The following is a 19,538-nucleotide window of genomic DNA, read 5'->3' on the forward strand; positions in this document are numbered from 1 at the left end:
CCGCGGCGATACGGCCGCGGGACCGCCGGTAAGCTACGGCAGCCGTCGTATCGCCGACGGTTTACACCTACTCCGGTCCGGCTGACGTATTGTTTCGAGGACCGTGATCAGACTCCTGTGGGGGGAGCCGCGTGACCACGTCCGAGCATCTCATGCGTCGGGAATCCCTGGAGTGGGCCAACTCCGTCGCGCACGAGACGATGCCGTTGACCGAATCCCGGAAACGGTCGGTATGGCGACCCGGTTTCAGTTCGTTTCTGATCGGCTTCACGGTGTTCGGTGCCTTCGGATGGTGGGCCTGGGCCCGCGACCCCGATTTCGGCTTCATGGGCTGGATAGCGGCCGTGGTCTGGACGTTGCCCATCGTAAACACCGTCATCGGTATGTACGGAAGCGTGCGCACGGCCGTTCGGCTGCGCCGCGAGCGTAAACTACCGGTCACCGCGGCAATCGTCCGCGACCCGCTGATCGTGGTCGTCCCGACGGTGGGGCGTCACGACACCTACCCCGCCCTCGAACGAGTCGTCCGCTCCTTCTGCCGGTACCTGCCGGACTACTTCCCCCACCTGCGGGTGGACGTGGTCGTCGAGGAGGGCTGCGCCGCCTACGACCGGATCGTCGCGCTGGCGGCGACGGACCACCTGATCCGCGTGGTGACCGTACCCCGCGGCTACCGCACCCCGAACGGCACCCGGTTCAAGGCCCGCGCGAACCACTACGCCCACGAGCTGCGTTACGCCGAGGGCGAGGCCAGGGGGGACGTGTGGGTGCTGCACATGGACGACGACACCGGCGTCAGCTCCGACACCGCCGAGGCCATGGCCCGTTTCCTCAACGCCCAGTGGCTCGCCGGTGAGAATGCCCGCCACCTCGCCCAGGGGGTGTTGAGCTACCCGCGGGAACACGCGGTGAACAAGCTGACCTGGCTGGCCGACGCGGTCCGCCCAGGCTGCGACATCAGCCTGTTCGCGGCCACCACCGGCCGTGGCGTGCCCCGCGCCGGGCTGCACGGGGAACTGCTGCTGGTCCGGGCATCGGTGGAGGCGGCCACCGGCTGGGACTTCGGGCCGCAGGCCATCGTCGAGGACGCCCAGTTCGCCCTGCTCTTCTGCGGCCGTCACCCCGGCGGCAGCGACTGGTTCCCCGGCCGCTCCTACGGCGCCTCCCCGGCCACCGTGGCCGACTTCATCCGGCAGCGGGAGCGCTGGTCCTGGGGGCTGTTCCGGCTGGCGTTCGACCGTGGCGTCCCGCTGCGCCACCGGCTGCTGCTGCTGCACAACGTGCTGATCTGGGCATGCGGGCCGATCCAGCACCTGGCACTGATCCTCCTGGTCGGCTCGTTGCTCGGGGACACCGACACCACGCCGGTCAGCGCCGCGCTGCTGCCCGTCTGGGCGGCCAACATGGCCTACAGCATCTGGCTCTACTGGGAAGGCATGAAGATCAACATATCGGCCTCGGCGGACCCGCGGCACCGCTGGTGGGAGCCGCCCTGCCTGCTGCTGCTGATCCCGCTCTTCTCCCTGCTGGAAGCGATCGCGGTGTTCCGGGGGATGGTCCGTTTCCTGCGGGGCGGCGAGTCCACCCTCAACGTGATCGCGAAACCGATGTGATCAGGCTGGGCACGGCCGGCGCGACGCTGGCCGCCGTGTTTGTCATGACCATCGCGGGCACGGGCTGCGCCGCCGCGCCCCAGGACCGCACCCCCGCCTTCCACCCGGCCGCGCCACCGCCGGCCACCGCGACAGCCGGCCCGCAGACAGGGGCGGGGGCAGGTCCCACCGTCGCCTACCCCTGGCAGCCCGGCCGGCCCGAGCTCGGCGTCCAGGTCTACTGGGATGACAATCCCGACGAGCCCGTCGAACTGGTCCGCGCCAAGGCCCGCCAGGTCGTCGACTACGTCGTCGGCCTTGAGGCCAACGCGCTGTGCGTCTCCTTCCCCTTCTTCACCGACACGGCCCGCTCCAACGCCGTCCGCGGCGGCCGGACCACCCCCACGCCGGAGCGTCTCGGTATCCTCCTGGACGAGGCCAGACGCTCCGGCCTGCGCGTCACCCTGCGCCCGACGCTCGACGAGCGCACCCTGACCGCCGCCAACCCGCTGGACTGGCGCGGCACGATCAGGCCGGGTGACCGGGACGCCTGGTTCGCCTCCTACCGCCGCTTCCTCACGCCCTACCTGGCCCTTGCCGCACGCACCGGCGTCGCCACCGTGGTGATCGGCACGGAACTCAGCTCGCTGGAAGGCGACCCGCGCTGGGCGGAGCTGGCCGCGTACACCCGGACCCTGTTCGGCGGCGAGACCGGGTACGCGTTCAACTGGGACGTGTTCGTGCACACCGCGGTCCGGATGCCGGTGGACCGGGTCGGGGTGGACGCCTACCCGGAGCTGCCGCTGTCCGACGACGCCTCCGTGGCGGAGCTGGCCGCGGGCTGGCACTCCTGGCTGGACCGCCGGGCCCGTGGTCAGATGCCCAACCTGCTGCTGTACGAGGTGGGCGCTCCCGCGCAGGACGGCATCTACCGGCATCCGGCCAACCCGAACAACGGCGGCCCGGTCAACGAGGTCGTCCAGCAACGGTGGTTCGCCGCCGCCTGCCAGATGGCGCGGGAGCGCTCCCTGGCCGGCCTGTACTGGTGGCGAGTGGACTTCCACGCCGATCCCGCCACCGTCGACCCGCTGCGGGACCGGCACGAGTCGTTCGCCGGCAGGGCCGCCGAACAGACGATCCGGGGCTGCTTCTCGGGCTGGAGGGCGGTACGCTGAGCTCTTCCCCATCACGTGCGGTAATCGGCGTGTTCGGTGTCGCGGTGCTCGCGGTGATGCTGCAGAGCACCGGGGGATTCCGCGCGGAACTGCTCGGGCCGGATCTTCTCCTGGCCGCCAGTGGCTACCTGACCGCCCGCGTCCTGCTGGCCGCCTGCTCCCGGGCCACAGCGGCGCGCGAACGGCACGGCCGCGAACACGCCCACCCCGCCCCCGGCCTGGGCGGTGTCTACCGTGGCCATGTCAGGGAGCACGTCAAGCAGCGGCTCCCGCTGCTGCTGTTCACCCTCGTCGCCACCGTCGGGCTCGCCGTGCTGCTCAGCCCGCCCGGCCAGGCGCGGCAGCTCGGCCCGCAGGCGGTCGCCGGCCTGGCGCACATGGGGAACTGGTTCGACCTGGTGTCGCGGAACTGGCTGGCCGGCGCTGGCGGCGACTGGTACGCCGACCGGCCCGCTCAGCTCGACCCGCTGGGCCTGCTGTGGCTGCTCGGCCTGATCGAACAGTTCGCCATCGCCGGGCCGCTGCTGCTGGTCGGCATCTGGTGGGCCGCCCGGCTGGTCGGCCGGCCGGGACGTACCGGCCGGACGGCCGGGACGGCGGGGCTGGCCGCGGCCGGCACCGTGCTGCTCGCCGCCGGCGCCTGCCTGGTCGGCCCGGCCCGGGCCGCCGCCGGCGCGGGCCGGGCCGAACTGGCCCTGGGCAGCCACGTCCGGGCGGCCGAATGGCTGTTGGGCGCCGCGGCAGCCGCGGTGGTGGTGGCTGTGCGGCTCCGCCGCGCGGAGCGGGCCCGCGGCGCGCAGGCCCAGCACGATCAGTACGCGCGCGTCCAGCCGGTGGCGATGGCGGTGCCGGCCGCTTCCGGCGAGCCCGCCGACGGCCGCACCCAGGCACGGCGGTCCTGGTGGGCGGCGTCGGCCGGGACGGTCGCGCTGGCCGTGCTGGTCACCGACGGGATCATCGCCACCACGCGCCCCGCCGACTGGCTGCGGGGAGGGGGGCCGGCCGTCGCCGCTGGCGCCGGCGCGCTGCTGCTGGCCAGCGTGGACCGCCCGCCGCCGCCGGCCCGTCACAACCCGTTGCAGTGGCTGCTCGGCCGAGGCGTGCCGGTGGAGCTGGGCGGGCTGGGCTACCCGCTCCTGCTCCTGCACCTGCCGGTGTTCTGGGTGCTGGCGACCGCGTTCCCGCAGGTACGGCCGCATGCCCTGCTGGTGGTCGGCGGTGGGCTGGCCGCGCTCCTCGGGCTGCTGCTGCAGGACGCGGTGGTCGGCCGGCTGCGGCCGCGCCGGTGGTCGCTGCGGTGGACCGCCCCGGTGCTGGTGGTGGCCTACACCGCCGTCGCGGTCGGTGGGGCATGGCTGCCCGACCTGGTCGAGCAGCGGTCGCGGACGGGGAGGCAACCGGTGGTGCTGGTGCTGGGCGGATCGTTCGCCGGCGATCTGGCCACCGCGGTCGGCCGGCGCGGCTCCGGCCGCTACCCGGTGGTGGACCGCTCGCTGCCCGGCTGCGGGCTGTTCCCGGCACCGCCGCCGGTGACACCACGGGCCCACGTCAGCGCCGACGCCCAACTGCCGGTATCGGCGCGGGCAGCGGCGGGGCCGGCGCGCAACTGCGCGCACTGGGACCGCTACTGGCGCTCCCAGATCGCCGCCAGCCGACCCGACGTCCTGCTGGTCGACCTGAGCGGGGACGCGGCGGCGCGGCTGGTGGGCACCACGGTCGTCTCCCCCTGTGACGTCGGCTACCGGCAGGTCTACCGGGAGCGGCTGGCCGCGGCCGCGCGCCTGTGGGAGCAGGAGGCTCCCGGCCGGCCGGTGCTGCTGGCCAACAGCCGCCGTGCCACCGGGGACACCGACCTGGTGTCCAGCCGCTGCTACAACGCGCTGGTCGCCGAGGCCGCTGGCCGGTATCCGCAGATCCTGCCGCTCGACGTCGACGCGGCGCTGTGCCAGGGGGAGCACTGCTGGGACCGCACCGCCTCCGGTGGCCCGTTCTACGTCGACGCCGTCCATCTGACCACCGCCGGCATGCGCCAGCTCGCCCCGTGGCTGGAGACGACGATCAGCCGGGCGGCGCTGCCGGCCCCGACCGCGCCCGCCAGCGTCGCCGGGGGCACGGCCCCGGTGCGCGCGGGCCGTTGACCAGGCAGGACGATGACCACGTCTCCGTGGACGACGACCGCCTCCAGGGAAGGGCCGACCGCCGCGTCCGGAGGAGATGTCGCGGTCGGAGGAAACATCACGGTCGGAGGAGAATCATGCGGACGACAACCCCACTTGGAACGATCACCTGGACGATCGCCCGGGCCACGGCGTCCAGCGGCACGGTGTCCCGGAGCGCGGGGCGCGCAGGCACGATGACGGCTGTGACAAACCGGTGGAGGCGGACGTGACGGGCACGAACAGCTCCTTCGAGAGCATGCGTGACGCCCTGACGCCGCAGGACCCGCGGACGATCGGCCCCTACCGCCTGCTCGGTGTGCTCGGCGGCGGCGGGATGGGCCGGGTGTACCTGGGCCAGTCCCGTTCGGGGCTGCTGGTCGCGGTCAAGACGGTGCGCGCCGACATGGTGGAGGAGCCCGGCTTCCGGGAGCGTTTCGCCCGGGAGGCCGCAGCCGCCCGGCAGGTCAGCGGTGTGTACACGGCGTCCCTGGTGGACGCCGACGCCGCCGCCGAGATGCCGTGGCTGGCCATCGCCTACGTCCCGGCGCCGTCGCTGTCCTGGCTGGCCCGCCGGGCCGGGCCGCTGCCGGTCGAGGCGGTGCTGTGGCTGGCGGCCGGGATCGCCGAGGCGCTGGAGTCCATCCACCGGGTGGGCCTGATCCACCGGGATCTCAAGCCGTCGAACGTGCTGGTGACCCGGGAGAACCCGAAAGTGATCGACTTCGGGCTGGTCCGGTCGTCGGTCGGCAGCGCGCAGCTCACCCAGGCCGTGATCGGGACGCCGCACTACATGTCCCCGGAGCAGGCCCTGGACACCGCGTCGGTGACCCCGGCCACCGACGTGTACTCCCTCGGTGCCACCCTGCTGTACGCGGCGACCGGCCGCACCGCCTATTCCGGCGACACACCGGTCAACGTGCTGGCCCAGCTGCTCTCCCGGCCACCGGACCTCTCCGGCATCCCGGCGGAGCTCACCGATCTGCTCCGCCGCTGCATGCAGCGCGACCCGGCGCGCCGGCCCACACCGAACCGTCTGCTGGAGGAGATCGACAGTCGCTGGCAGCAGGCGCCGACCGGTTTCGGCGCGCGGCACTGGCTGCCACCCACCGTCTACGATCTGGTGGACGCCTACGAACGGGGGCACCGCCCGGACTCCCGGGACAGATCCTCCGGCCCGGCCGGCTCCGGCGGGCGGTCGGTCAGCTCTGGCGGACAGCCGGCCGATCCCGGCGGGCAGCCACCTGTTCTCGGCGGAAAGCCATCGACTGCCGGCGAAAAGCCGCCCGTGGTACAGACCGGAGCGGGGCAGGCCCGGGCCGGGCAGAGCGAGGCGGACCAGGCCCGGGGCCGCCGTCCACCGGCGGACGCGCCGGTGGACGCGGACGACCGGGACAGCACGACCCTGACCAGGACGCCACCAGGGCTGCCTGCGCCACCGGTGCGGCCCGGACCGCCACCCACCCCCCGGGAGCCGGTCTTCGACCCGCCGGGGCGACGTTCCACCCCGCTCTCGCCGACACCGCCGTTGCCGTGGGAGCCGCTCCCACCGGACGACCGCACCGGCCGGGCCGGCACCGGCGCAGGCACCGGCCAGGAACACGCGGGCCGTACCGACCGCGAGTACACGGGCCGTACCGAGCGCGCGGACTGGGAGCAGACCGGCGACCGGCCCGCACCCGCGCCCGCGCGGCCGCACCGGCGGAGCCTGCTGCGGGCGGGCGGCGCCATCGCCGTGGCCGCGGCGGCCGGGGCGGGCACGTGGGGGGCGGTGCGCCTGCTCGGTTCCAGCGACGACGGCGACGGCCCGCGGCCGTGGGTCTTCACCACCGGCGGGGAGGTGTACTCCTCCCCCGCGGTCGAGGCGGGCGTGGTCTACATCGGCAGCAACGATCACTACCTGTACGCCATCGACGCGGTCACCGGCCGTGAACGCTGGCGGTATGCCGCCGGCGAGGCGATCACGTCCTCCCCGGCGGTCGCCGGTGGCACGGTCTACGTCGGCTGCAACGACACCTACCTGCACGCGGTGGACGCCGCGACCGGGAAGGCGCGCTGGCGGTTCCCTACCGGGGCGGCGATGCACTCCTCCCCGACGGTGGTGGACGGGGTGATCTACATCGGCTGCCGCGATCACAACCTGTACGCCGTCAACGCGCTCACGGGCCGCGAGCGCTGGCACTTCACCGCCGGCGACTGGTTCAACTCGTCACCCACAGTGATCGGCGGCGGAGTGTACGTCGGCTGCCGCGACCGCAACATCTACGCGCTGGACGCGGTTACCGGCCGGAAACGCTGGCAGCGCACCACAGGCAGCACCGTCGACTCCTCCCCCACCGTCTCCGGCGGCATGCTGTGGATCGGCGCCGACGACCACAGCGTCTACGCCCTGAAGACCACGGACGGGACACCCACTTGGCAGTTCACCGCGGACAACGGCGTGGTCTCGACACCCACCCTGGTGGACAAGGTGCTGTACGTAGGCAGCGACGACGGCAACCTGTACGCGCTGGACGCGGACACCGGCCGGGCCCGCTGGCGGTTCCACACCGACAACGGCATCCGTTCCTCACCCACGGTGTCCGGCGAGCTGGTCTACGTGGGCAGCCGGGACCGCTACGTGTACGCGGTGGACATCGTCACCGGTGAGCAGCAGTGGAGGTTCGCCACCCGGGCGCCGGTGGACGACTCCTCGCCGGTGGTGGCGGACGGTCTGCTCTACATCGGCAGCCTGGATCACAACGTCTACGCACTGGACGCGGCCACCGGCGTCGGTCTGTGACCACAACCTGTAATTACTGATCGCGATCACCGACTCGTCTCCGACAACCCGGATGCAACGGGGACGGACGGGGTACCGTCAAGATAGTTGAACGCTCAACAGAACGCCGCTCGGTGGCTCGACGGGGCGTCACCCGACGTGACGCAGCGGCGTTCGACGGCGGACAACGCCCGCGGTACCCGGTGGTACCCCGGCAGCGCCCAGGTGTCGAACGGTCCGAGGAGGAGATCATGGGCATCCACCGCCTCAACCACGTTGTCCTCTACGTCCGTGACGTCGCGCGTACCACCGCCTTCTACACCGACGTCCTGGACTTCCGGGTGACGATGGCGATCCCCGGCAGGGCCGCCTTCCTGCAGGCACCGGACTCCACCAACGACCACGACATCGGCCTGTTCGAGCTCGGCGCGGACGCCGGTAGCTCGCCGGCCGGACGGTCGACCGTGGGCATGTACCACATCGCCTGGGAGGTCGCCACCCTCACCGACCTGGAGAACGCGGCCCGCCGGCTCGTCGCGGCGGGGGCGCTGGTCGGCTCGTCCGACCACGGCACCACCAAGAGCCTGTACGCCCACGACCCGGACGGCCTGGAGTTCGAGGTCGTCTGGGTGGTCCCCGCGCACCTGCTCGACGACGCCGCGGTCGCCGCGAACCGCGTCGGTACCCGACCGCTGGACATCGCCAGGGAGAAGGCGCGCTACGGCGCGGACACCCGCGGCGGCCTCGGGATCTCCGTCCCGCTCGGCGTCACGGTCTGACGCGGGCCGGCCGCTTCAGGCGGCCACCGCGTCCGCCGCCTGGCGGGTCTCGGCGAGGATGAGGTCGGCGACGTCGGTGAGCCGCCCGCGCCGGGCGAAGGCCCGCCGCTGCCGGGCCGCGGCGCTGCCCCGGCCGACCGCGCGGCGGGCGAGGTTGTGGATCAGCTCCCAGTCGCCGGCGTGCTCGAGCTCGGCGCGCACCTCGTCCACCAGCCGGTACAGCAGATCCCGGGCCGGTACCGGCACCGCCGCGGCCACGTCGACGAGGTCGCCCTCGATCCCGGACCGGGCCGCCCGCCAGGCGGCCGCCCGCAGCAGTTCCGTCCGCCACGGCGGGGCCGGCGCGCCGGCCCCGACCGCCAGGGCGGCCCGGCGCACGAGCGCGCGGAACAGTCCGGCGACGAGGATGACGGTGTCGACGTCCGGGCACGCGTCACAGACCCGCAGCTCGACGGTGGGCAGGTGCGCGGAGGGACGGACGTCGAAGTAGACCATACCCGGGTCGCTGATCACCCCGGATGTGATCAGGTCCGCGACGACCTGGTCGTATTCGGCCGCCGTGCGGAACGGTCCGGTGACGCCGGCGGTCGGCCACCGCTGCCAGACCAGGGTGCGCACGCTCGCGTAGCCGCTGTCCGCGCCCTGCCAGTACGGGGAACTCGCCGACACCGCCAGCAGCGTCGGCAGCCACAGCGCGACCCGCGCGGCCACCGCGATCGCGAGCTCCCGGTCGGCGACCTCGACGTGCACCTGCGCGCCGCAGATCGCCTGCTCCCGGGCGAGGAGCTGGTAGTCGGTGAGCATCCGCTGGTAGCGCGGGTACCGGCTGATCTCGGGCGCGTCCCGGTCGACCAGGGGGACGGTCCCCGCGGACGCGGGACCGAGCCCGAGCGGTTCGCCGGCCACCACCAGTTCGCGCCGCAGCTGGAGCAGGCTGCCGCGCAGATCGGCCAGATCGGTGCACGGGCGACTGTTGGACTCCACCACCGACGTCAGCAGTTCGGCGGTGAAACACTCCTTCGCGACGCGCTCGAGGATCGCCGGAGCCCGCGGCACGAGCCGTCGGGAGGCGAGATCCAGGATGTGGAACTCCTCCTCGACGCCGACGGTCGCGATGCGCGCGTCGCCCATGAACGAAGACGCTACGACCATCCGGCGTCCCGGGCAGCCCACGGCGCCGGCCGGCGTCCGCTGGCCGGCCGTCCACCAGGCCAGCCGGCCAGCGGATCAGCCGGCTACCCGGTCAGTTGTCCACGAGGGTGGCGGTGGAGACGATGTTGCCCCGGGTCGCCCTGGAGTACGGGCACAGGGCGTGAGCCTGCTCGACGAGCGTGGCGGCCACGTCCCGGTCGACCTGCTCGATCTCGGCCTCGATCGCGACGGCGAGGGCGAACCCGTCGTCGTCCGGGCCGATCTCGACCCGGACGGTGACCGCCGACGCGGAGACATCGACCTTCGCCCGCCGGGCGACCGCCTTGAGCGCACTGTGAAAACACGCGGCGTAGCCGGTTGCGAACAACTGCTCCGGATTGGTGCCCGGGCCGTCGTCGCCGCCGAGCCCCTTGGGCAGGGACAGGCTCAGGTCCACCCGCCCGTCGCTGGACGCCACCCGTCCCTCACGCCCGCCCCACGCGGTGGCCTCAGCCGTGTACAGAGCCGTCATCACGATCTCCTCAGGTGTGGATCCGATGGCCCGTGCGCCAGACGCGCACGATCCGGATCATCCGGGTGGAACACCGGCCGGCACCTTTTTCGTCCGGGTGGCTCACACAGCGCACCGGTCCGTTCGGGTCGCTGTATGGCGTTCGCCACCGTCAAATGATGACAAAAAGACTTCGATTGATTACTTTTAGTAAAGATCCAATGAATATCGATTACAAATAGTCATTATTTGTAGCCATCATGAAACCCCTTGTAGGCAGCAGTGACCAGTAGTGTCACAATGCAACCTCGCCAGTACTTCTGGCGACATCGCCGGCAGCAACGATGTGATCTTCTGGACGAAGGAGCCGAACCAGCGCCAGCAGGCCACATACTGCCCGCCCGCAGCCGGATCTCTCCGAGGGGGACCATCATGGTGTTACTGAACGCAGCCAATATCGCAACAGACGGCCCGACGGGCATCGGGCGGCCCGGTGCTGTCAGAACGCCCGACCCGTCGGCCGGCACGCCCGCCGTCGGGTACGACAACGACGCCGGCCGGCACCCGGCCGGCGACAGCCACATCGGCCGGCGGGTGCGCGTCCCCAAGACCGCCGAACTGGTCGCCGCCCGCCTGCGGCGCCAGATCGTGCGGGGCGAACTGGTCGAGGGGGACGCCCTACCCCCGGAAGCCGTGCTGATGGGGCAGTTCGGGGTCTCACGCCCGACCCTGCGGGAGGCCTTCCGCGTCCTGGAGTCCGAAGCGCTGATCAGCGTCCGGCGCGGGGCGCACGGAGGCGCCCGGGTCCACACGCCCAACGGTGACGTCGCCGCCCGCTACGCCGCGCTCGTCCTGGAGTACCGCGGCACCACCATCGCCGACGTCCACCAGGCCAGGGCGCTGCTCGAGCCGCCCTGCGTCCGCCGGCTCGCGCAGCGGCACACCGAGGAGGACCTGGCCAGGCTGCGGGCGGCGCTCGCCGCCGTCGAGGCGGCCACGGCGGACGCTGACCGGCCGGCGGCCCGCACCCGGCCCGACCGGGCCACCACCGCGCTCACGGCGCCCGCCGGCGGGCCGGCCTGGGAGGCCCGCGCTCCCGCGGTGTCACGGTCCGCGGTAGCGGACTTCCACGGCCTGCTGGTGGAACTCGCCGGCAACCAGACCCTGATCGTGCTCGTCGGGATGCTGCGCCACATCATCGACATGGCCCGAGAGGAGACATCGGGCGCCGGTTCCAACGCCGGCACCAGCACCAGCACCAGCACTGGCACTGGCATCACGGCACGGCCGGGCACACCAGCGGCCGGGGACGACGGCCGCCAGCCCTACCGGCAACTGGTGGCGCTGATCGAGGCCGGCGCGGCGGACGAGGCCGAGGCGCTGTGGCGGCGTCACCTGCTGGCGACGACGCCCACCCCCGAGCGCGCCCCGGCAACCGTTGCCGGCCCGCGGGCCGAAATCCCCGAGCCGGCCGAGGACCATCGACGGCCCGGCCATGCCTCCGCCGCGTCACGGGAAGCCGAAATCCCCGGAGCGCCGCTGTTCGATGAAGCGGCGCCACCGGATAGGTAATGTGGATCAGGTGACGCGCGCGGAGGCCGACTCCCTGGTCGAGGTCCTCGACCTCGACCTCATCGAAACCAACATCTTCCGCGGTTGGTCGTGGCACACGGCGCCGACCCGGGTGTTCGGGGGCCACGTCGCGGCGCAGGCGCTCATCGCCGCCGGCCGGACAGTCGCCCCTGATCGTCCGGTGCACTCGCTGCACGCCTACTTCCTGCTGCCGGGCGATCCCAGCGCGCCGATCATCTACGATGTGGATCTGATCCGCGACGGACGGTCGTTCACGACGCGGCGGGTGGTCGCCATCCAGCACGGCCGGGCGATCTTCCACCTGTCCGCCTCCTTCCAGCGCGTCACCGACGGCCCGGAGCATCAGTCACCCATGCCGCCGTCACCGCCGCCCGAGGAACTGCCCGCTCCCCTGCCCGAAGAGCTGCCCGGGTGGTCCCTGTCGAACGGCGGGAGCATCGAGCCCTTCTTCTCCCGCTACCTCGACGTCCGGCTCGCGCCGACCGAAGGAGCGGACGGCTCTGTCCAACAGCCCGTGTGGTCCTCACACGGGGAGCCGCACAGCCCCCACCAGCGGATGTGGTTCCGCGCCCGCGGGACACTGCCCGCCGACCCGCTCTACCACGTCTGCGCGGTCACGTACGCGTCCGACCTGCGGCTGATCACGACGACCCTGCTCCCGCACCGGTCGACGGACGGCCGGACGATCTCGCTGGCCAGTCTCGATCACGCCATGTGGTTCCACCGTCCGTTCCGCGCGGACGAGTGGCTGCTCTACATCCAGGACAGCCCGTCGGCGGCGGGCTCCCGGGGCTTCGCCCGCGGCGAGATATACACCGCCGACGGCCGGCTCGTCGTCTCGGTCGCGCAGGAAGGCCTGATGCGCGTCCACTCCTGACAGTGAGGATGTAGGCGAGCCCCGCCGACCCACCGGCCCGGCGACCAGGGCAGACCTGATCTGGCCATAACGGATCAGCTCATGGCGGTAGGGCCATCACGGCAACCGGGTGACCGGGTGACCGGGCAGCTTGCTTCCCCGTCTGAGCCCACGGTGGGCACCCGGCGTCGGCCAACGGCCGGTGGCTCCCCGGCCACGTTTTCCGTGCTCTTTCGTGCTCCTTCGCGCTCTGCCGTATTCGGCGTCACCAGGGCGTCAACGCCGCTGGTGGCCGGCTCCCGTGAGGTCGATGCTGCCGATGCGGCAATACGGCAATCGGCGCGATCCGGGGAGTTCATGGTGCCAGCGCTCGCGGGTGACAGCCCGGGTATCCGGCGTGTCGCGTCTGTTCCCGGGACATCCCGGTCAGGGCCTGCGGCGAGACCCGATACCGGTGTCACCATCGGCACTCGGGCACTCGGGGCACTCGGATTCCTGGGCACCGGGTATCCGGCATCCGGACGGCCGGGCGTGGCGGGGTTGCCGTCACCCGAGGGGAGCGCCGCAGCCCGGTCGGTCCCCGCGGTGGCAGCGGGACGTGGCAAAAGGAGCAGGCGGTGCGTGACCTGGTTTTCATCTTTCTGATCATCGTGATGTTCGCGGTGCTGGGGCTCGTCGTACGAGGGGTGGAACGGCTGTGACCGCCGAGAACCTGACCGGGCTCGTCCTGGTGACCGCCCTGGTGGTCTTCCTCGTGGTCGCCCTGCTTTTCCCGGAGAAGTTCTGACTTTCCTCGAAGAAATTCGGACCCGCCGGACCAGCGACGCGCCACGGCCCGCCCGGCCACGGACCGCGCGATCGTTGCCACGATTGTGTTTCCTCCGAGCCCGGGCTTCCGGTCGACAAGGGGTCACTGAATGAACACCACGACGGCGGGAGTCGTCTTCGCCGCCTCGCTCGCCGTCGCCCTCGGCCTGACCTACCGGCCGTTCGGCGACTACCTGGCCCGGGTGTACACCTCCGAGCGTCACCTGCGGGCCGAAAAAATGACTTATCGGCTGGTCGGCGTCGATCCGGACGCAGACCAGCGATGGAGCGTCCACCTGCGCGCTGTACTCGCGTTCTCGTGCGTGTCAGCGCTCTTCCTGTACGTTTTTCTCCGCCTGCAGGGCCGGCTGCCGTTCAACCTCGGTTTCGACGGGATGGCGCCGGGACAGGCGTTCAATACCGCGGCCAGCTTCGTCACGAACACCAACTGGCAGTCGTACGCCGGCGAGTCGACGCTCGGGTACCTCGCGCAGATGGCGGGTCTGGCGGTGCAGAACTTCGCCAGCGCTGCGGTCGGCATCTCGGTGGCGATCGCCCTGGTCCGCGGGTTCTCCCGCAGCCACACCGACCGGCTCGGCAACTTCTGGGTGGACCTGGTCCGCACCGTCGTCCGTGTCCTGCTGCCGATTTCCGTCATCGGTGCGGTCGTCCTGGTCGCCGGTGGTGTCGTGCAGAACTTCCACGGCGTCCGGACGGTGTCGACCATCGCCGGCGGCGGCCAGGCCATAACCGGCGGCCCGGTGGCCAGCCAGGAGATCATCAAGGAGCTCGGCACCAACGGTGGCGGTTTCTACAACGTCAACTCCGCCCATCCGTTCGAAAATCCGACGGTCTGGACCAACTGGCTACAGATATACCTTCTGCTGGCGATCCCGTTCGCTCTGCCGAGAGCTTTCGGAAAAATGGTCGGTGACACCCGCCAGGGTCTCGCGATCGTCTCCGTCATGGCCGTTCTGGCGATAACCGGGGTGTTTCTGGTCAACGGTTTCCAACTGGCCCACCACGGTACGGTCCCGACCGCTGTCGGCGCCGCGACCGAAGGCGTCGAAACCCGTTTCGGGGTGTCGGGCTCGGCCACCTTCGCAGCCGCCACCACGCTGACGTCCACCGGCGCGGTGAACTCCGCGCACGACTCCTACACCGGTCTCGGCGGCGCCGTCCTGCTGCTGAACATGATGCTCGGGGAGATCGCCCCGGGCGGCGCCGGGTCGGGGCTGTACGGAATGCTGGTCGTCGCCGTGCTCGCGGTGTTCGTCGGCGGTCTGATGATCGGGCGAACGCCCGAGTACCTGGGCAAGAAAATCGCCGCGCGGGAGGTGAAGTTCGCCGCGCTCTACATTCTCACCACGCCGGCGCTGGCCCTCGGCGTCACGGCGGTGGCCATGGCGCTGCCCGGCGAACGGGCGAACATGCTGAACTCCGGCGCGCACGGGCTGTCCGAGGTGCTGTACGCGGCCACCTCGGTGGCGAACAACAACGGCTCGGCGTTCGCCGGCCTCACCGTGAACACGGCCTGGTGGAACACGGTGCTGGGGATCTCCATGCTGCTCGCCCGGTTCCTGCCGGTGGTGTTCGTCCTGGGCCTGGCCGGCAGCCTCGCCCGGCAGAAGACGGCCCCCGTGTCGAGCGGGACGCTGCCCACCCACCGGCCGTTGTTCGTCGGCCTCGTCACCGGTGTCGCGTTCGTCGTCGTCGCCCTGACCTACTTCCCGGCCATCGCCCTCGGGCCGTTCGCGGAAGGCCTGCACTGACATGCTCACGACCGCCGCGTACGACAACCCCGCCGGCCCAGCGGGCAACCCCGGCTCCGGCCCCGGCTCCACCCACTCGCCCCGGCGGGCCTCCGGTGGCCTGCTCGACCCGCGGATGCTGCTGCGCTCCACCCCGCAGGCGCTGCGGAAACTGAACCCGGCCACGCTGTGGCGCAACCCGGTGATGCTCATCGTCGAGATCGGCGCCGCGTTCACCACCGTGCTCGCGGTTGCGGACCCCACCGTGTTCGCCTGGCTGATCGTCGGCTGGCTGTGGCTGACCGTGCTGTTCGCCAACCTCGCCGAGGCCGTCGCCGAAGGACGCGGGAAGGCGCAGGCCGCCGCGCTGCGCAGGGCCAAGACCGACACGATCGCCCGCCGGCTCGTCGGCTGGGCACCCGGCCAGCCCGCCGAGACGGCCCGGACCGAGCGGGTACCCGCGCCGGACCTGCTGCGGGGCGACCGTGTGGTGGTGGAGGCCGGCGAGTTCATCCCCGGTGACGGCGACGTCGTCGAGGGCATCGCGAGCGTGGACGAGTCCGCCATCACTGGCGAGTCCGCGCCGGTGATCCGTGAGTCCGGAGGCGACCGGTCCGCGGTGACCGGCGGCACCCGGGTGCTGTCGGACCGGATCGTCGTCGAGATCACGCAGCGGCCCGGGGAGAGCTTCATCGACCGGATGATCGGCCTGGTGGAGGGCGCGAACCGGCAGAAGACCCCGAACGAGGTCGCGCTGAACATCCTGCTGGCCTCGCTGACCATCGTCTTCCTGCTCGCGGTCGTGAGCCTCCAGCCACTGGCGATCTTCTCCCGGGCGCAGCAGCCCGGCATCCCCGACAGCGCCGCCCTGGACGCCGACGGCGTCACCGGGATCGTGCTGGCGGCGCTGGTCGTCTGCCTGATCCCCACCACGATCGGCGCGCTGCTGTCGGCGATCGGCATCGCCGGCATGGACCGGCTGGTGCAGCGCAACGTGCTCGCGATGAGCGGCCGCGCGGTCGAGGCGGCCGGCGACGTCGACACCCTGCTGCTAGACAAGACCGGAACCATAACCCTCGGTAACCGGGAGGCGTGGGCGTTCATCCCGGTCGGAGGCGTGGACGAACACGAGCTCGCCGACGCCGCGCAGCTGTCCTCGCTCGCGGACGAGACGCCGGAGGGACGCTCGATCGTCGTCTTCGCCAAGACCACCTACGGCCTGCGGGAGCGGACCGCCGGCGAACTACCCACCGCTACCTTTGTCCCGTTCACCGCGCAGACCCGGATGTCCGGTGTCGACCTGGCCACGCCCGGGCCCCGCGGCGGCGGCCGGCAGATCCGCAAGGGGTCGGCCAGCGCGGTGCTGGCCTGGGTCCGGGAGAGCGGCGGGAGCGCACCGCCCGACACCGACCACGTGGTGGACGGCATCTCCGCCTCCGGCGGGACGCCGCTGGTCGTCGCGGAGGTGCTCACCGCCGGCGCTGCGGACGGCGGCCGAACCGCCCGCGTCCTGGGCGTGGTCCAGCTCAGGGACATCGTGAAGGCGGGCATGCGGGAACGCTTCGACGAGATGCGCAGCATGGGCATCCGCACCATCATGATCACCGGCGACAACCCGCTGACCGCGCGGACCATTGCCGAGGAGGCCGGGGTGGACGACTTCCTCGCCGAGGCGACCCCCCAGGACAAGCTCGACCTGATCAGGCGCGAGCAGACCGGCGGCAGGCTCGTCGCGATGACCGGGGACGGCACCAACGACGCCCCCGCGCTCGCCCAGGCCGACGTCGGCGTCGCCATGAACACCGGCACGTCGGCCGCGAAGGAGGCCGGCAACATGGTCGACCTCGACAGCAACCCGACGAAACTCATCGAGATCGTCGAGATCGGCAAGCAGCTGCTCATCACCCGCGGCGCCCTGACGACGTTCTCGATCGCCAACGACGTCGCCAAGTATTTCGCGATCATCCCGGCGCTGTTCGCCGCGGTGTATCCCGGGCTGGACACGTTCAACCTCATGCGGCTGCACAGCCCGCAGTCGGCGATCCTGTCCGCGGTCGTCTTCAACGCGCTGGTCATCATCGCGCTGATCCCGCTCGCCCTGCGCGGCGTCCGCTACACACCCGGCAACGCCATAGCGATGCTGCGGCGCAACCTCTGTGTCTACGGCCTCGGCGGCCTGGTCGTCCCGTTCGTCGGGATCAAACTCATCGATCTGGCCGTCCAGTTCCTCCCCGGAATCCGGTGATCGCCATGGCCTCCCCACGCCTGCCCGGCCCTGTCCGCCAGCTCCTCGCCGCACTGCGCATGCTGCTGGTGCTCACCGTGCTCGTCGGCGTCGCGTATCCCCTGGCCGTCACCGCGATCGCCCAGCTGCCCGGGCTGCGCCACCGGGCGGACGGCTCGCTCGTCCGGGCGGCCGACGGCACGGTCGTCGGCTCGTCAAGGATCGGCCAGCCGTTCACCGACGCCGCCGGCCGCCCGATCCCGACGTACTTCCAGCCCCGGCCGTCCGCCGCCGGTGCCGGAGTCGGCTACGACCCGACCGCGACCTCCGCGTCCAACCTGGGCCCCGAGGACGTCGTCGACACGTTCGACGATCCCGTCACACCCGGTGACGAGAGCCGGCGCAGCCTGCTCACCACCGTGTGCGGCCGCAGCAGGGCCGTCGGACAGCTCGAAGGTGTCGACGGACGGCGCCCGTACTGCACCCCGGGCGGTGTCGGTGCCGTGCTGGCGGTGTTCCACCGTGATCCGGGCTTCGCCGGGCCGGTCGTGCGGGTCGTCAGCGTGAACGAGCGGTGCCCGGCGCAACCGTTCGTCGCCACCCACGAAGGCGTGCGGGTCGAGTGCGCGACGCCCGGCGGCGACTACGCGGCGGGCCAACGCGTCCTCGTCCCCGGGCCGGGGCGCGGCCGGGACAACCCGGTGCCACCGGACGCGGTGACCGCCTCCGGCAGCGGCCTGGACCCGGACATCTCCCCCGCCTACGCCTACCTCCAGGTGAGCAGGGTCGCGGGCGCCCGCGGGCTGCCCCCGGCAACGGTCCGCCGGCTGGTCGAGGATCATGTGCGCGGCCGTGCGCTCGGCTTCCTCGGCGAGCCCAGGGTCAACGTCGTCGAACTCAACCTCGCCCTGGACAGGCTCGGCACAGGCTGACCCGACCAGGCTGACCCGACCAGGCCTGCTGTTCCGCCGATGCCTGCCGAGGCGGCACCCACGGACCTCGTCCCACCCGTGCCCCGCCTGGGACGGCCCGCGCCGGTCGTCCCGACCCGTTCCCGTAGCCCCGGCAGCCCTGACGAAGGGAGACTGCTCTGTGCTGGAGGCTGTATTTGCCAACGGAACCTCCGCGGAGGCGTCACCATGCTCCTGGCACCGGTCCTGGCACTGTCGCCGATGTCGTTCCGGCCGCTGTGGGGTGCCTCGGCCGGCACCGGCGCGCGGGACGGTGCGGCATGACCCGCGTCCTGATCGTCGACGACGACACCCAGATTCTGCGCGCGTTGCGGATCACCCTGCACGCCCGAGGGTACGAGGTCATGACCGCGACATCGGGACGGCACGCGCTCGCCGCCACCACGTCCGGACGGCCCGACATCATCCTGCTCGACCTGGGCCTGCCCGACATGGACGGGGCCGAGGTCATCCACGCCCTGCGCAGCTGGACGACAACGCCTGTCATCGTCCTGTCCGGCCGTGGCGGCAGCACCGACAAGGTCGGCGCGCTCGACGCGGGCGCCGACGACTACGTCACCAAGCCCTTCCGCGTCGACGAACTCCTCGCCCGGCTACGCGCGGTAGCCAGGAGAACCTTGAGCGCGACAGAGGCTCCTCTGACAACGATCGGCGACTATACGATCGATCTGACCGCCCGACGGATCACCAGGCTGGCCGATCATCGGCGCGACCGTGCTTCCGCCGCGCCCGAGCCCGCTCTCCGTGCCACACGGCCGGATGGGAAGGCCCGAGAGATCGCGGACCCCGAGCCACCGGCCAACCACGCAGATCGGCCCGAGGGTCTGGCCACCGTCCGCCTCAGCCCGACCGAATGGCACCTGCTCGAAGTACTGGTGCGCAACCCCGGAAAACTGCTCACCCACCGCCAGCTCCTCCCTCGCACTGGCGGCCCCTCCCCGAAGGAACACAGCCACTACCTGCGCGAATACATGGGACGGCTGCGCCGCAAGCTGGAGCCGAACCCGGCACGCCCCCGCCATTTCATCACCGAGCCCGGCATGGGCTACCGCTTCCAGCCATGACCAGCGCGGTTCCGGCCATCACCAGCGCGGCCATGGCCCGTCCCCGTCCCGCCACCACGGGCTTCCGGACAGCGCCTTCAGCGCCTTTACCAGCCGCGGCACCTACCGGCCGCCGCACCGCCTGACCGATCGCGGACAGCCCCGACCAGTCCGGACTGTCTTCCATG

14 protein-coding genes are annotated in these 19,538 nt (G+C 71.9%); 12 read left to right on the forward strand and 2 right to left on the reverse strand.

What is annotated here, in order from left to right:
• Window positions 1-131 precede the first annotated feature (131 nt).
• The 5 genes from FSYMDG_RS14705 (at window position 132) to FSYMDG_RS14730 (ending at window position 8,463) form a co-directional block, all read left to right on the forward strand.
• Window positions 132-1,613, forward strand: a complete 1,482-nt coding sequence (locus FSYMDG_RS14705) for a glycosyltransferase (RefSeq protein WP_013874195.1) — start codon at window positions 132-134, stop codon at window positions 1,611-1,613.
• Window positions 1,610-2,767 (forward strand): glycoside hydrolase family 113, encoded by a 1,158-nt coding sequence (locus FSYMDG_RS14710; protein WP_013874196.1) that lies wholly within the window; start codon window positions 1,610-1,612, stop codon window positions 2,765-2,767. The genes FSYMDG_RS14705 and FSYMDG_RS14710 overlap by 4 nt, the downstream gene beginning before the upstream one ends.
• Before the next feature lie 29 nt (window positions 2,768-2,796).
• Window positions 2,797-4,905 (forward strand): SGNH hydrolase domain-containing protein, encoded by a 2,109-nt coding sequence (locus FSYMDG_RS14715; RefSeq protein WP_013874197.1) that lies wholly within the window; start codon window positions 2,797-2,799, stop codon window positions 4,903-4,905.
• A gap of 247 nt (window positions 4,906-5,152) precedes the next feature.
• Window positions 5,153-7,705 (forward strand): PQQ-binding-like beta-propeller repeat protein, encoded by a 2,553-nt coding sequence (locus tag FSYMDG_RS23275; protein WP_013874198.1) that lies wholly within the window; start codon window positions 5,153-5,155, stop codon window positions 7,703-7,705.
• 230 nt (window positions 7,706-7,935) lie between these two features.
• Window positions 7,936-8,463 (forward strand): VOC family protein, encoded by a 528-nt coding sequence (locus FSYMDG_RS14730; RefSeq protein ID WP_013874199.1) that lies wholly within the window; start codon window positions 7,936-7,938, stop codon window positions 8,461-8,463.
• A 15-nt stretch (window positions 8,464-8,478) separates the two neighbouring features.
• On the opposite strand, the gene FSYMDG_RS14735 is transcribed toward FSYMDG_RS14730, so the two are convergent.
• Both FSYMDG_RS14735 and FSYMDG_RS14740 read right to left on the reverse strand, forming a co-directional pair.
• Entirely contained in the window at window positions 8,479-9,615 is a 1,137-nt protein-coding gene (locus FSYMDG_RS14735) for a carboxylate-amine ligase (protein WP_013874200.1), read from the reverse strand.
• Window positions 9,616-9,706: 91 nt separating this feature from the next.
• Entirely contained in the window at window positions 9,707-10,126 is a 420-nt protein-coding gene (locus FSYMDG_RS14740; protein ID WP_013874201.1) for an organic hydroperoxide resistance protein, read from the reverse strand.
• 411 nt (window positions 10,127-10,537) lie between these two features.
• Between FSYMDG_RS14740 and FSYMDG_RS14745 the strand changes: the two genes are divergently transcribed.
• From FSYMDG_RS14745 to FSYMDG_RS14770, 7 genes are all read left to right on the forward strand, one after another.
• The gene (locus FSYMDG_RS14745; RefSeq protein ID WP_013874202.1) at window positions 10,538-11,677 is read left to right on the forward strand and encodes a FadR/GntR family transcriptional regulator; all 1,140 of its coding nucleotides are present in this window, start codon (window positions 10,538-10,540) and stop codon (window positions 11,675-11,677) included.
• The gene (locus FSYMDG_RS14750) at window positions 11,652-12,575 is read left to right on the forward strand and encodes an acyl-CoA thioesterase (RefSeq protein WP_013874203.1); all 924 of its coding nucleotides are present in this window, start codon (window positions 11,652-11,654) and stop codon (window positions 12,573-12,575) included. Before FSYMDG_RS14745 ends, FSYMDG_RS14750 begins: the two co-directional genes overlap by 26 nt.
• 676 nt (window positions 12,576-13,251) lie before the next feature.
• Window positions 13,252-13,341, forward strand: coding sequence for a K(+)-transporting ATPase subunit F (kdpF, locus tag FSYMDG_RS24675; protein ID WP_076842627.1), 90 nt, complete (start codon window positions 13,252-13,254; stop codon window positions 13,339-13,341).
• Window positions 13,342-13,471: 130 nt separating this feature from the next.
• Window positions 13,472-15,133, forward strand: coding sequence for a potassium-transporting ATPase subunit KdpA (gene kdpA, locus FSYMDG_RS14755; RefSeq protein WP_013874204.1), 1,662 nt, complete (start codon window positions 13,472-13,474; stop codon window positions 15,131-15,133).
• A 1-nt stretch (window position 15,134) separates the two neighbouring features.
• Complete coding sequence (gene kdpB / locus FSYMDG_RS14760) at window positions 15,135-17,357, forward strand: potassium-transporting ATPase subunit KdpB (protein ID WP_013874205.1); 2,223 nt, start codon at window positions 15,135-15,137, stop codon at window positions 17,355-17,357.
• Between the two features lie 5 nt (window positions 17,358-17,362).
• Complete coding sequence (locus FSYMDG_RS14765) at window positions 17,363-18,268, forward strand: potassium-transporting ATPase subunit C (protein ID WP_043606634.1); 906 nt, start codon at window positions 17,363-17,365, stop codon at window positions 18,266-18,268.
• 299 nt (window positions 18,269-18,567) lie between these two features.
• Window positions 18,568-19,371: a response regulator gene (locus FSYMDG_RS14770; protein WP_013874208.1), complete on the forward strand. Its 804-nt coding sequence runs from the start codon at window positions 18,568-18,570 to the stop codon at window positions 19,369-19,371.
• The last annotated feature ends 167 nt before the right edge of the window (window positions 19,372-19,538 follow it).

The sequence above is a fragment of the Candidatus Protofrankia datiscae genome, from assembly GCF_000177615.2.
GTDB lineage: Bacteria > Actinomycetota > Actinomycetes > Frankiales > Frankiaceae > Protofrankia > Protofrankia coriariae.

What these genes read in the sequence shown, in the direction of transcription:
- kdpB (WP_013874205.1), top strand. Translation starts at nt 15,135, where the DNA reads ATGCTCACGACCGCCGCGTACGACAACCCCGCCGGCCCAGCGGGCAAC.
- FSYMDG_RS14730 (WP_013874199.1), top strand. Translation starts at nt 7,936, where the DNA reads ATGGGCATCCACCGCCTCAACCACGTTGTCCTCTACGTCCGTGACGTC.
- FSYMDG_RS14750 (WP_013874203.1), top strand. Translation starts at nt 11,652, where the DNA reads ATGAAGCGGCGCCACCGGATAGGTAATGTGGATCAGGTGACGCGCGCG.
- kdpA (WP_013874204.1), top strand. Translation starts at nt 13,472, where the DNA reads ATGAACACCACGACGGCGGGAGTCGTCTTCGCCGCCTCGCTCGCCGTC.
- FSYMDG_RS14735 (WP_013874200.1), bottom strand. Translation starts at nt 9,615, where the DNA reads ATGGTCGTAGCGTCTTCGTTCATGGGCGACGCGCGCATCGCGACCGTC.
- FSYMDG_RS14770 (WP_013874208.1), top strand. Translation starts at nt 18,568, where the DNA reads ATGACCCGCGTCCTGATCGTCGACGACGACACCCAGATTCTGCGCGCG.
- FSYMDG_RS14740 (WP_013874201.1), bottom strand. Translation starts at nt 10,126, where the DNA reads ATGACGGCTCTGTACACGGCTGAGGCCACCGCGTGGGGCGGGCGTGAG.
- FSYMDG_RS14745 (WP_013874202.1), top strand. Translation starts at nt 10,538, where the DNA reads ATGGTGTTACTGAACGCAGCCAATATCGCAACAGACGGCCCGACGGGC.
- FSYMDG_RS14765 (WP_043606634.1), top strand. Translation starts at nt 17,363, where the DNA reads ATGGCCTCCCCACGCCTGCCCGGCCCTGTCCGCCAGCTCCTCGCCGCA.